This window comes from Pseudofrankia asymbiotica, assembly GCF_001983105.1.
GTDB classification, from domain to species: Bacteria; Actinomycetota; Actinomycetes; order Frankiales; family Frankiaceae; genus Pseudofrankia; species Pseudofrankia asymbiotica.
In genome coordinates this window covers 25,780-38,680 of sequence record NZ_MOMC01000062.1, presented here as the reverse complement: position 1 = coordinate 38,680, position 12,901 = coordinate 25,780, and the positions used below count along the sequence as shown (strand labels likewise).

The 12,901-nt window shown below is 69.3% G+C and carries 11 protein-coding genes; 4 read left to right on the top strand and 7 right to left on the bottom strand.

The window, feature by feature from the left end; translation table 11 throughout:
- Positions 1–2: 2 nt before the first annotated feature.
- The 4 genes from BL253_RS28505 to BL253_RS44125 all read right to left on the bottom strand — a co-directional run bounded on the left by BL253_RS28505 (position 3) and on the right by BL253_RS44125 (position 4,340).
- The gene (locus BL253_RS28505; protein WP_076820397.1) at positions 3–1,112 is read right to left on the bottom strand and encodes a DUF3644 domain-containing protein; all 1,110 of its coding nucleotides are present in this window, start codon (positions 1,110–1,112) and stop codon (positions 3–5) included.
- A 75-nt stretch (positions 1,113–1,187) separates the two neighbouring features.
- Complete coding sequence (locus BL253_RS28500; protein ID WP_198946432.1) at positions 1,188–2,543, bottom strand: site-specific integrase; 1,356 nt, start codon at positions 2,541–2,543, stop codon at positions 1,188–1,190.
- Positions 2,544–2,935: 392 nt separating this feature from the next.
- Complete coding sequence (locus BL253_RS28495; RefSeq protein ID WP_076820395.1) at positions 2,936–3,247, bottom strand: helix-turn-helix domain-containing protein; 312 nt, start codon at positions 3,245–3,247, stop codon at positions 2,936–2,938.
- Between the two features lie 4 nt (positions 3,248–3,251).
- Positions 3,252–4,340: a tyrosine-type recombinase/integrase gene (locus BL253_RS44125; protein ID WP_076820394.1), complete on the bottom strand. Its 1,089-nt coding sequence runs from the start codon at positions 4,338–4,340 to the stop codon at positions 3,252–3,254.
- Positions 4,341–4,671: 331 nt separating this feature from the next.
- On the opposite strand from BL253_RS44125, the gene BL253_RS28485 reads away from it, so the two are divergent.
- From BL253_RS28485 to BL253_RS28475, 3 genes are read left to right on the top strand one after another with little or no spacing between them, the layout of a single operon-like run.
- Positions 4,672–7,170 (top strand): DUF8128 domain-containing protein, encoded by a 2,499-nt coding sequence (locus BL253_RS28485; protein WP_076820393.1) that lies wholly within the window; start codon positions 4,672–4,674, stop codon positions 7,168–7,170.
- Positions 7,171–7,186: 16 nt separating this feature from the next.
- Positions 7,187–8,203: a replication-relaxation family protein gene (locus tag BL253_RS28480; protein WP_076820392.1), complete on the top strand. Its 1,017-nt coding sequence runs from the start codon at positions 7,187–7,189 to the stop codon at positions 8,201–8,203.
- 39 nt (positions 8,204–8,242) lie between these two features.
- Positions 8,243–9,169 (top strand): C40 family peptidase, encoded by a 927-nt coding sequence (locus BL253_RS28475; RefSeq protein WP_241835240.1) that lies wholly within the window; start codon positions 8,243–8,245, stop codon positions 9,167–9,169.
- 735 nt (positions 9,170–9,904) lie between these two features.
- On the opposite strand, the gene BL253_RS28470 is transcribed toward BL253_RS28475, so the two are convergent.
- Positions 9,905–10,798 carry a pentapeptide repeat-containing protein gene (locus tag BL253_RS28470; protein ID WP_076820391.1) on the bottom strand — a complete coding sequence of 298 codons (894 nt, stop codon included), beginning with the start codon at positions 10,796–10,798 and terminating at the stop codon, positions 9,905–9,907.
- A 383-nt stretch (positions 10,799–11,181) separates the two neighbouring features.
- On the opposite strand from BL253_RS28470, the gene BL253_RS28465 reads away from it, so the two are divergent.
- Complete coding sequence (locus BL253_RS28465; RefSeq protein ID WP_131831599.1) at positions 11,182–11,511, top strand: hypothetical protein; 330 nt, start codon at positions 11,182–11,184, stop codon at positions 11,509–11,511.
- A gap of 48 nt (positions 11,512–11,559) precedes the next feature.
- Here the strand turns inward: BL253_RS28465 and BL253_RS28460 are convergent, their stop codons facing one another.
- Together BL253_RS28460 and BL253_RS28455 are read right to left on the bottom strand one after the other, a co-directional pair.
- A complete protein-coding gene (locus BL253_RS28460; RefSeq protein WP_076820389.1) occupies positions 11,560–11,988 on the bottom strand; it encodes an ester cyclase in 429 nt (142 codons plus the stop codon).
- A 302-nt stretch (positions 11,989–12,290) separates the two neighbouring features.
- Positions 12,291–12,899 (bottom strand): hypothetical protein, encoded by a 609-nt coding sequence (locus BL253_RS28455; RefSeq protein ID WP_076820388.1) that lies wholly within the window; start codon positions 12,897–12,899, stop codon positions 12,291–12,293.
- Between the last annotated feature and the right edge of the window lie 2 nt (positions 12,900–12,901).

Genomic DNA, 12,901 nt, shown 5'->3' with positions numbered 1-12,901 from the left:
CCTCACTGTGTCGGCGCSTGGCAGCCGTCGATCGGACAGGGTGGCTTGGCCTTGGCGCGGCCTTGGGGCTTGTGAGCGAGCCAGACCTTCTCCATGTCCAGTTCATCGACCGCCTTTTGCATCTTTCTGACCGCATTATCCGAATACATTCGGTGACGTATCGAACCGAATATGAAATCGTGGCTACATGCCTCGTCGGTGTCGATACCAAGATGTTCGCGCAGGCTATGGCTGCGAGGAAGGCTCAACCCGAGGGCATTGGCCAGGTCGGTCGGCGACATATGGAACTTGCGCTGGAGATCGACCTCTCGGATTGCCGCTGCGGGTGCGGACTCGTCGGCGACGTATCGGACCGGGGCACCCTGCTTCTTCGTGAAGTGCACGGTGATGGCGAGACCGTCGCCGTCGACAGTTGTCGCGATGTCCTGAAGCCTAGGGAAGACCTGGTCGCGTGGACTGCCGTGGCGGATCCCGCGCTCGACACGGTCGACGTCTTTCTCCGAGACGTGAGCCTCTGGTTCAACGTGCGCTTCCATCGCGAGCAGAGTACGGATCCGGGCCCGGGCCTCGTGGCGGGCGCGTCGRCTGGGCGCCAGAAGCGCGGCGATCTGGCTGTACTCCTCATCGAGAACGACGGTCAAATCGCGCGGCGGATCGATCGATATGGGCAGTACGCGGGTCGGAAGGTGATTCGCCAGCCGCTCGCCAAAGACGCGCTGCATCAGGTCGTCGAACAAGGTTACCCCTGCGCGCGCATGCAGGTAGAGCAGCTGTTCCGATACCTCGTTGAACCAGTGTTGCTCATCGTCGCGCATCGCGTCGATGGCGCGCAGCGTGCCGGCGTCCTCTGTGCTGAGCTTGATAGTCGGGTGGCTGGCGGCGAGTCCAAGGCACTTCTCGAATCCGATCGACCGTCCGGTGCCGTGGTCGAATACCTTGACGCCTTTCTGGACAAGCGCGGCCTTGAGCAGCATCTCGAAGGCGTGCTGGAGATGCAGCAGGACCCGCGTGGGGCGGCCTTCGTTGTGAGGCGCGTTGAACGCCTCGATGGCGTGGGTCAGCGAGGCGAGTGCCTTGCCCTTGAGCACTCGACTTTCCTGCTTCAGCCTCACGAGATCCTCCGCACCCGCCGCCCCACGGATACTCGACTCTACACACGCCGAGGTCCAGTGAATTTCGGGGTCGCGCTAGTTCTGTGGGTCGGGGCTGCGCGCGAAGCGGGCGATGCCAGGGTGGTCGACGGTGGTGAGATAGCGGTAGGCGCCCGCGACCGACAGGCCGAACAACTCGCTGATCATCCGGATGTCGCCACCGCTGGTTTGGACCTCGTCGAGGATGCGGTCCATCCGGATCGATTGCGCCGCCAGGCCCAGCCGAATGTTGATCCATCGCGGCAGGACCGGGTTGGTGGTCGTGGCGTTGCGGTAGTGGATGAACAGATAGGGGTTGGCCGTGTTCGGCCAGGTCCGCTGCCGGTAGTCAAGGTAAGCGGCCAGCCGGTCGCGGGCGGGGGTTGCCAGCGGGACGACGCGGTTGGGCAGGTGCAGCCGGCCGTCGCGGGCGTCGGTCAGGCGCAGGTGGCGCAGTTCCCGGACGCGCGGGGCGTGGAACGCCAGCAGCGCGGCGAGCGCGGCGCGGGTCGGGTCGTCGCTGTTGAGAGCGTCGCGTACCGCAGTCAGGTCGATCGGGTCGGGCGCGGTCCTGGCCGGGTTCGGGACGCTGATCCTCGCGGTCGGGTTGACGAACACCAGCTTGCGGGCACGCAGCACCCGGAAGATCGACCGCAAGCCCTGAAGCGTCGTGGACCGGGGGGCGCCGCTCGGGGGCAGGGCCGCGCGGAGGTCCTCACGGCTGATCTCCCGCAGCGACGGGTGCGTGGCTGCCCAGGCGCGGATGGTCGGCAGCGCGAACTCGAGTTGGCTTTTCACGGTGGCTTCCGCGCGTGGCCGGAATCGTGGCGGTGTGYTGCTGCCGTTGCGCGCGATGTCGAACCACACGCCGAGTTCGGTGCGGATCTGCTCGGGCAGGTCGGCGACTTGCTGGTCGAACCAGCGCACGATCGCCGGCACGCGGTTGTCCACGAACATCCCCGCGGCGGCGAGCACCTCGCTGGTGGGCCGAACCGGCAACCCGATCGTGGAGAGCGCCGCAACGTCGCTGGCGAGGATCGGGGTGCCCGGGGTGTCCTGGAGCGCGAGCAGAATCCGCAGCGCGCGCCGGGTGCGCTCAAGCACCCAGACGCTCCAGCCATGCCGGTCGGCGTGCTCACCGGCGACGGCCCACAACGCGCCGTCGAGCATCGGGTCCGGCGGCGGTTCGAACCCGCGGGCCGCACCGGCGGCCAGGTCGCGGTGGGCGGGAAACAGCACGAGCTGGCGGTGATCGACTGGGCGGATCGGCGGCGAAGGCTTGTCCGAGGTGTCGGCAGGCGGGCGCGGCCGGCGGCTGTTCGCGCGGTAGAACATGTCGGCCAGGAACGTCTGCTGGCCGTACCGGTTCGCCTCGGCCAGCGAAACTCGTCCGCCGAACAGGGTGTTCACCATGCGCCGCTGCCGGACACACAGCCGGCAGGCGCCGTCGGGATCGACGGGCTTCTCGTGGCGGCATGCCGTGCAGGTACTGACGGGGTATTTCTCCCGCCAGTGGCCGCAACCGGCGCACAGCCAGCCGGTGGTCCTCGTGGCGCCCCACGCGTGGCAGTCAGGGCAGGAATCCACGACGACTGTCCGCCGCGGGTCGGCTGTTTTCCCGCCGGGGGCCTGCGGATGGCAGCGAGCACACAGCCCCGAGGTGTAGTAGTTCTCCGTCGATCTGCACTGCCGACACGGTGGCGGGGTGACCGGCCCGCCGGGCCAGCAGTCGAAACAGATCGGGATCTCCCGCATTGCCGGTGGCCGCTGCCCGCAGGACTCGCACAGATGCCGCCGACGGGTAGTCATGCCGGTGGAACCGACCGGTGCCGACCCAGCCGCGGGACGACCGGCGACGGAGCGGCAGTCTGGACCTGTCTGGGCCGGCGGGCCGCGACCACGTCCGGCTCGCAGAGGAGCAGATCGCTCGGCGTGCAGCCGAGCACCGCGCAGATCACGTCCAGGTCGTCGAGCCGGATCGTCGTCGGGTTCCCGATCCACAGCCCGGACATCTTCCCCGCCGAGATCTCCAGGCCGGCGTCCGCGAGCCGCCGGCGCATCTCGGTGGACTTCCAGATCCCCGCCTCGGCAGCCTTCATCCGCAGGTTCCAACGCATCGGGCTACCTTTCCTCCAGCTGTCCGAGACGTTCTTCGATTCGCCGGTTGGAGATGGCCCACGCCTGCTCGATATGGTCGGACTGGACGTGGATATACCGGGTCGTCGTCGACAGCCACTCGTGACCGAGGATTTCCTGGATCGCTTTCAAGTCCATTCCTCGCGAATAAAGCGACGAGGCGCAGTAATGCCGCAGCGTATGCGGAGTCAGTCGCCCCTCCCAGCCGGGCAGCCACCGCCGCGTCGCCGCGGCGAGCCCGTCCCGCAACGACTGATCGCACGCCCGCCGACAGAAGCCGGAGTGCGGGTCGCGCCGCTCTCCGGGCAGCAGTGGGGCGTCCGGCGCGTTCCAGTCGTCGCCGAACTGGTGGCGCACGTCGACCATCCACCAGTCGAGCAAATCCGCGACCGCGTTGATCGCGGGGACCAGCCGTGTCTTCGGGCCCCGGCCGCGGCTGCCTTTCCCGAACCGGATGTGCAGTTTGCCGAACTCACCGAGGTCGCGGCGCCAGTCCCGGATGTCGAGCATGTAGGTCTCCTGGATCCGCAGCCCGGCACGCCGCCACAACGACGCAGCCAGGTAGTCCCGCGCCGCGGTCAGAAACTTCCGCGCGTGCCCGAGCGAGTCCCGCCAGCCCGCGAACAGCGCCTCGACCTCCTCATCGGACGGCGGGACGCGGGCAACCCCGTAGTCCGCCTTCGCCGGCCGGTTGTGCTCGTCGATCGGCTGGGACACCACACAGCCAGTCAGCGCATGGATATCTGCCTGGTAGCGATCAATCAGGAAGTCGAAGAAGCGCCCGACCGCCCATGCCTTCTGCTGCACCGTCTGCCGAGCCCGACCCAAGTCCCTGCGCTGATGGACAAGGAAACGATCAGCATCCCGCGGCTGCGCCTTCCACACCGGACCATCCAGGAACCGGGTGAACTCGAAGATCACCGCCCGGTCCTGGGCGACCCAGCCGTCCCCGTTACCGGCTCCGAGCGACGCCAACAGGTACTGGTCGACCAGCTCCTGCTCGAAATCCTCACGTTCCTGCTCGGTCCGCACGCTCCGGGGCGCGTCGATCGACCGGACGATCGCCAACGCCACCGGACACCTCCGCAGGCCGATCCCTCACCTCGACGGGAACGACCATGCCTCGAACACCCGGGCGTCCTGTCGGAAATCCCGACGGCATGTCGACAACGGCCGTGGTCCACCAGTCCCTGCGGCACCGAAAGCATCCGGCCGCTCGCGATCGCTGGCCCGAGGCAACTCCGAGAAATTCCCGCAACGAACCCGGCTGAACTCGCCGCTGGCCCCCATGACGGGGACGACGACGGCTTCTTCGATCTCGCCGCACCGGATGACCCGGCCGATCCCGACGGCCAGATCTACCTCGACCCCGCCTGACCGCCGTAGCCGTATGGAGATCGTAACCATGGACCTGCTCGCCGCGGCGGCGACCACGCCGTCGTCGCCGCTTGCCACCTACCTGACCGACCCCTGGGGCTTCCTGCACCAGCTGCTAGGCCACCTGCGGGCATGGGCGGTGGCCTGGGGACCCGTCGCCGGCCCGCTGCTCGCCGGCACCGCCGCCGGCCTGGTCACCCTGCGTCGGCGGATGCGCCGCCGCTACCAGCAGCGGCTGATCGCCGGCGCCCGTCTCGTCACCGTGCTGGCCCCACCCACCGTCGACCCGGCGGGCGCGGGCGCGCTGTGGGCGAACCTGCTCGGCCTGCTACGACCGTCGTGGCGACGGCTGGTCGGCCAGCCGCACCTGGTGTGGGAGTACCTGTTCGACGCCGACGGGGTCCGCATCCAGATCTGGGTCCCCGGCGTCGTCCCCGAGGGATTCGTCGAACGGGCCATCGAGGCAGCCTGGCCCGGCGCCCACACCCGGACCGCCCCCGCCCGCGCGCCGCTGCCCGTCCTGGCCCGGCCCGGCAGGCGGCTGCTGGCCGCCGGCGGGGAACTGCGCCTGGGCCGGGCAGAAGCGCTCCCGATCCGTACAGATCATGACGTCGACCCGGTCCGCGCGCTGCTCGCCGCCCCCGGCGGGCTTGCCCGCACCCAACGGGCGGCCGTGCAGATCCTGGCCCGCCCGGTCACCGGCCACCGCGTCGCCAAAGCCCGCCGGTCGGCCCGCCGCGTGCGCGCCGGCGGCTCGGCCACCCTGCTCGGCGACCTGCTCGACCTACTCACCCCCCACATGGGCCGAACCCGGCGCACCCGCCGGACTCCCGCGCCGGCGAAGGTCGACCATCAGACCTCCCTCGCGCTCTCGGCGGAGGACCGCGCGATCGTCGCCAAGGGCCGCGGCGCCCAGTTCGAGGTCCGCGTCCGCTACGCCGTCGTCGCTGTTCTCGACGAGTACGCCGACGAGGACACCGCCGCCCGGGTCGGCGGGCAGCTGCGCGGCCGGGCGCACGCGATCGCGTCGGCGTTCGCCGCCTACGGCGAGCACAACTACTACAAGCGGGCCCGGCTGCGCCGCCCGCTGCCCGTCCTCGCCGCCCGCCAGCTCGGCCACGGGGACCTGCTGTCGGTCGCCGAGGTCGGCTCGCTGGCCCACCTGCCGGTCGACGAGGCGACCCCCGGCCTGCAACGCGCCGGGGCAAAAGCGGTCGCGCCACCGCCCGATGTCGCCGCTGCCGGTCCGAATATCCGCCCGCTCGGCCGCTCCGACGCGGGTCATGCCCGCCCGGTCGGCCTGCGGATTCCAGACGCCCGCCATCACCTGCACATTCTCGGCGCCACCGGTTCCGGCAAGTCCGAGCTACTCGCCCGGATGACGTTGGACGACGTCGCCGCCGGCCGTGGGGTGGTCAACGTCGACCCGAAGGGCGACCAGATCATCGACATCCTCGCCCGCTACCCGCTGGATGCCGTCGACCGCCTTGTCCTGTTCGACGCCGAATCCTCCAGGCAAACACCCTGCCTCAACCCGTTGGATCAGCCCGACCGGGCCCGCGCCGTCGACAACCTCGTGTCGATCTTCAGTCGGGTCTACCACGAGTCCTGGGGCCCACGGACCGACGACATCTTCCGTGCCGGGCTGCTCACCCTCGCCGCCCAGCCCGAGGTCCCCGTTCTGACCAACCTGCCCAGGCTCCTGACTGACGTCGCCTACCGGGAGCGCCTGGTCGGTGAGATCGACAACGCGATCCTGGCCGGTTTCTGGCAGTGGTACGAGGCCCTGTCCGGACCCGCGCGGGCACACGCCATTGCCCCGCTGATGAACAAGCTGCGCGGCTTCCTGCTACGCCCGTTCGTGCGGGCCGCGATCGCCGCCGGCCCGTCCACCGTCGACATGGACGCCGTGCTCAACCAGGGCGGGGTGTGCCTGGTCCGGATCGCCCAGGACGCCCTCGGCGTCGAGACCGCGGCGCTCATGGGCTCGATCGTCGTCTCAGCCGTCTGGCAGGCCACCACCCGGCGCGCCCGCATGCCCCAGGGCAGAAGGCCCGACGCCTCTCTGTATTTGGACGAAGCACACAATTTCCTCACGCTTCCGTACGCGCTGGAGGACATGCTCGCCGCCGCGCGCGGCTACCGCCTCGGCATCACCCTCGCGCATCAGAACCTCGCCCAGCTGCCCCGGCATCTCGAAGAGAGCATCGCCGCGAACGCCCGCAGCAAGATCTACTTCACGATGTCGCCGGCCGACGCGAAACGGCTCGTCCGCCACGTCGAGCCCCGCCTGTCCGAACACGACCTGGCCAACCTCGGCGTCTTCCACGCCGCCGCCCGCCTCGTCGTCACCGGAGAAGAAGCCCCGGCCTTCACGCTGCGCACCGAGAAGCTACCCGCCCCGGTACCGGGCCGGGCCGCCCAGATCCGTCGGGAGCTGCGCCGCCGTGCGCCCGCCCCTGCACCGACGCAGCCGGACCCGACGGCCCCGCAGGCGCAGGCCGACCCCCGCCGATCCGCAAACTGACCACCACGGAGATCTCATGGTCGCCTACCCGCAACCCCAGCGTGCCCTGCGCATCCCGCCCCGCGCCCCCGGCCGCGTCGTCGCCGACGCCGCGCTGGTCACCTACCTCGCCCGCCACCTGTCCCCCCGCGACCGGTGGATCACCCGGCTCGTCCACGAGCACCGGGTGCTGACCACCCACCAGATCGTCGAGGCCGGCTGGACCAGCCGCCGCGCCGCCAACCGCCGGCTACTCGAGCTCTACCGCTGGCGGGTCCTCGACCGCTTCCAACCCCTGATCCCCGTCGGGCAGGGACAGCCCCCAGCGCACTACGTCTGCGACATCGCCGGCGCCAGCGTGCTCGCCGCCGAGGACGGCATCGAACTCAAGGAGATCGGCTACCGCCACGCCCGTGCGATGGCCATCGCCCACTCGCTGCGTCTGGCGCACACCGTCGCCGTCAACGGCTTCTTCACCAACCTCATCGCCCACGCCCGCCAACCCACCCCACCCGGCACCCTGACCGCCTGGTGGTCAGAAACCCGCTGCCTACGCTCGTTCGGGGACTTGGTCCGCCCCGACGCCTACGGACGGTGGAAGTCCGCCCGGGGCGAGATCGAATGGTTCCTCGAACTCGACTGGGCCACCGAACAGCTCAGCCGCCTCGCCCTGAAGATCGGCGACTACGGGCGGCTCGCGACGGCCACCAGGATCAGCACACCGGTGCTGTTCTGGTTCCCCACCGCCGAGCGCGAGACCAACGCCCGCCAGGTCCTGGCCACGGCGCTGCGCGGGCTCGACCAGCCCGACATGGTCCCGGTCGCCACCACCGCCGCCACCCTCGCCCCCGCCGACGCCCAGCTCGATCCCACCCTTCCCCGCTGGCTACCCCTGACCAGTACYCGCGCCCACCGACTCCGCCTCGACCAGCTCACCCGCGCCTGGCCCAGGCTGCGCCCGCCCGACCCGGTCGACGGCCGGACCGGTGACACCGCGGCCGGGCCCCGACTGCGACCGCCCGCGCCAATGCCACCCGAGAAGTACCGGGGGTGAGCGGCCACGACCAAGTACCTCGCCGCCGCCGTCGCCACGATCGTGTTGCTCATCGTGATGATGGGCGCCGCCGCCGCCCAGATGGCCGAACGCGTCCTGTGCGCACCCGTCATCGGCTGGTTCCTCGGCTGTAGYAACGGCGGCAGCCCCAGCCAGACCGCCCTCGACGACATCCCCGCCGACTACCTCAACCTCTACATGCAGGCCGCCGCGACCTGCCCCGGCCTGTCCTGGACGACCCTCGCGGCCATCGGCAAGGTCGAATCTGATCATGGTCGTAGTCGGCTGCCGGGCGTGGCCAGCGGCACCAACACCGCCGGGGCCGGCGGCCCGATGCAGTTCCTCGCCCCGACGTTCGCCGCCGTCGTCGCCCACCACCGGCTACCCGCGGGCGGCGCGAACCCGCCGTCGCTCTACAACCCCCAGGACGCCATCTACGCAGCCGCGGCCTATCTGTGTGACAACCACGTCGCCACCGACCTGACCGGGGCGCTGTGGGCCTATAACCATGACGATTCCTACGTCGCCCAGGTCGTCACGCAGGCCACCCAGTACAGCTCGACCAGCGGCTTCGGGGCCGACACCGCCCCGTCCGACGCCGGCTACGCCGCCGTCGTCTACGCCCAGGGACAGGTCGGCCTTCCCTACCTGTGGGGCGGAGACGGCCCGGCCGAAGGCGGCTGGGACTGCTCCGGCCTCACCCGCGCCGCCTACCTCGCCGCCGGCATCGACCTGCCCCGCACCGCCCAGACCCAGTACGAAGCCGGACCCGTGGTCCCACCCGGACAACCACTCCAGATCGGCGACCTCGTCTACTACGGCACCGCCACCAACATCCACCACGTCGCGATCTACATCGGAAACGGCCAGATGATCAGCGCCCCTGGACAGGGCAAAGTGGTACACGTCGCCCCCTATAGGTGGACAGGAGACGACTATTTCGGGGCGACTCGTCCCCAAAAGTGAGATTTTGTAGGTTCTCAAAAGAGATGACAGTTTCTCAAAAGACTTGTCGCCGGTCTGTCGCTGGCTGACAGATCGATGAGAAGGCCGCTCGGCGTGGCGTCCTCGGGTCCGGTGGCGCGGTGTAACCATGATCTGGTGGTTGACGGTTCGTCGCGCTCTGGGCGGCGTGTCCGGATCCCCGGGATGGGGCCGATGTTGGCCGCGGTGTTCGTCACCGAGGTAACAACACCCCGGTTTGCCGGGATTCGGGTGTCGGCAGCGAGCGGCGTGCAGACGGCGACAACAGTCATCGCGCTGGCTGGCGGAAGCGCGGGTGCGTTCCGATTTCAGATCGTCACTGGCGTGCGAGGAGCCGCGCTCGGGTCGCGGCACGGGTACACATCCGATCTTGGTTAACACGACGTAGCCGACGGGCCATGGTCCGGGCCGGGACTGGTGACGTGTCGAGCCACGCGGGGCGGCCCGGGCGAGGCCGGCGAGCTCGGACAGTAGCGGGCTGGTAGCCGGGCTCATGTCGCAGGGGCTCATGCAGCCGGCGCAGCTCGAATTGCTGGCTGACGCCGGAGTGGGGCTGAGCTGCACGCCGACGCCGACGTCGCCGGTGAACTCGGCGTCGTCCAGGCACACAGAATCGCCGTCGACGCCGAGCACGCCCTCATCTACGCCCATCCCACGGTTCACCTCGGCTACCGTCCACACCGACGCGCAGCGTGATGTCGAAGGTTAAACGGCACCTTAAGGCGCAAATCCTCTGGGCCATTTAGTCTCGCCGTCGGTAATCACGCCATCTAGGCGGGTGGCGTCCAACGCGGCATCGGAAAGGTCGGCTCCGAGTAGCTTGGCGCCGCTAAGGTCGGCTCGGCTGAGGTCGGCACCTCGAAGGTCGGCGCGGCTGAGGTCAGTGCTACGTAGAATCGCATCGGAAAGGGTGGCACCTGCCAGCTTGGCGGCAATCATGCTGGCACCCGCAAGGTTGGAGTGGGCGAAGCACACGCGTGGCATGTCGAACGCGTCCAACTCGGCGTCGCGCAGATCGACTCGTTCCAACTCCGACCAGGCATCATCGAGGATCATCGAGCCTCGCTGGAGYGCGCCAAGGGCCGCTCCGACATCATCGGCTACGCCGCCATGGTACTGGCTTCGATCCGCCTCAACGTCCGGTTCCGGGCGCCGTGGCGGCCAAGGCGCGTTCTGACGTACGAAGGAGGTGAGCAGCGCGTGGACMTTCCCCTGGTAGCGCGGGTCGAGGTCGGACAGGAGTTCCAGCGCGTAGATTCCGCCGAACCGGACGGAGAGCACGTCGCTCGCCAACTGATCGATCGCCTTAACAAAGAGATCGATTGTCTGACCTTCGCGACTGACGCGGACCTGACGCAGGGTAATCGCCGCACCGAGGAACACACCGATGAGGGCGACTAATCCGCCGAGTCCCTGGAGCAGTGTGGAACGGACGTCGTTCTCGGCTCCCAACCGCTCCGCTTGCGTCAGAGCCGCACCGGAAGCGTTGCGGCGATCCACGATCCAGGTGGGCCCAAAGACAACACACACCGTGAGCGCGCCGCCTACAGCTACGAGGGCAACCAGCGCGATCGTCAGAACATTAATTGATCTTCGATTGCCCAGCCCCATGGAACCCCCTTGATTGAGACTGCCGCGGCGAATGTACCGTCTTGCTCCGCTGTCTGGGACGCGACTTGTCTTGTCCGGGGTGGTCTTCGTTTGATGTGGTGCTCCGCGGTACGAGTTGCTACCGACCTCGTCGCGCCAGTTCTCGGTACGCCGGCCGGTGGCGGCGCACGATCCGGCCGACCTCCTCACGGCCTCGTCCGGGCTGGTCGAGCCGCCGGGCGATCTTGTCCGTCAAGCGGTGGCCAAGTGGCATCGGCAGCTGGACCAGTCGGCGGCGGCCCCGGCTATCGGGCGATCTGTGTTTCGACCGCGACGGCGGCGTGAAGCAGTTGGCAGGATCCCGCTTACTGAGGATCCGGTACCGGTCGGTCGCCGGGACCGAGGTGGACACGACGCTGGATCGCGTCGCCGCCGATGACGTGGCGGTGTCGCTGCCGGTGCGGGAGTTCCGCTGGTACCAGGGCCGCAGGCGTTGTTCGGGCTGGTACTGGTCGTCGACCCTCAGCCGTCTGGTGATCTACGAGGGCAGCTCGGACGGTTGCCACCAGACGTTCGCCACCGCTGACGGGTTTTCTGCTTACCAACCCGAGGGCCTGTGTATCGGTCCCACCTCGGTCGGGATGACCCTGCACGAGGGGTACTGGCGGCTGGACGGGGAGCTTAGAGCTCTACGGCTTCGCGACGGGCGGTCAACCGGCGGCCCTCGAAACTAGCCGTGGCCATCTGCCAAGGCAGGGATTTGGCGGTGCGGCGACCGGCGCTCAGCGCGGCGGAGGCTTCAGTGCACCGAGCTGCAACAGCATCGCCAAGTCGTCGCGTACCGCCCAGCGTTCGGAGATCCGCCCGTCGACCAGCCGGTAGGCGAAGGCGACGTCTCTGCGGTAGGTCCCGCTCGGCACGTCGAAGCCTCGGAACGTTCCTCCGGGCCACTCGTGCTCTCGCACGCCGAACTGGACGACCAGGTCGCCCTCCGCGACGATGTGCGACTCCACCCAGCGAGCTGGATGCTGATCACGGCGGGCACGCAGCAGGAACTGCCGCGTGCCCTCGATCCCAGTCGGCATGTTGGGTGCCAATGCATGGTTGACCATGTCGGGCGTGCACAATGCATCTAGCCGACCAAGATCGCCACCACCGTTGCCCAGCTCGTCCAACTCGCGAACGACCGCCTTGTTGTGCTCCGTATCCACCCTGCCGAGTGTTCAGTAGTCCCCCGCCGAGCACAACGGAACGGTGGGTTTCGCGTGTCCGGCCTTCGCGCTCTTGATGTTGTCCAGGAGTTGGCGGCGTGCGTCGTCGGGTCCGTAACCGAACGGGTCAAACGAGACGACGCCGTTTCCGTCACGACGATCACCTTGGCTCATCTGTTCCCTTCCGAAGTCTTTCGGATTCGGCAGGTCGACACGCAGGCCGTGCCGCGCGGGCTGCCGGCGGGCGGCAGTCCCGCGTGGCGATCGCGGTCTATGCGGTGGTGGCGTGGGTGGGCGGTGGGTCAGGTTTCGGGGTGGGGACGGGCTGTGCGGGCGAGCCAGGCGAGGCCGAGGCCGGCGAGTAGCGCGGTGGGGGGGTAGGGCGGCAGGAGCAGCGCGACCGCGGTGGTGAGCCCGAGCAGCAGGCAGGCGGTCCGTGGCACGGCCCGGTGGCGCCATCCGGTGACGGCGAGGGCGGTGAGGCCAGCCGCGCCGATCAGCATTTTGGGGAGGTGGGCCACGAGCACGAAGGCGCCCCGGTGGTCCCACTGGGCGTCGGTGGCCACCCGGGCGGCTTCGACGCCGAAGGTCGCTGCCCCCCAGGCGACCGCGGCGATGGACAGGCAGCCGGCGGCGGCGGTGAGCAGCGCCCAGCGGGGTAGCCGGGTGTGCGCGGCGAGGGCAGGCAGGCAAAGGGCGACGACGGCGAAGCCGAGCGTCATGAGCATGTTCGCGGTGACACAGAGCGGGCTGCGCACCGCTTCCTGGCCGGTGAGGTCGGACAGCACGGCGAAGCTGGAGATGTAGGCGGCGGCGCCGACCGCGCCGATCAGGCCGCCCGCGACGACGGCGACCTGGGCCGCCGGGGCGCGTACGGCAGTGGACGGTAGGTGGGTAGCCGTCGTTGTCATGT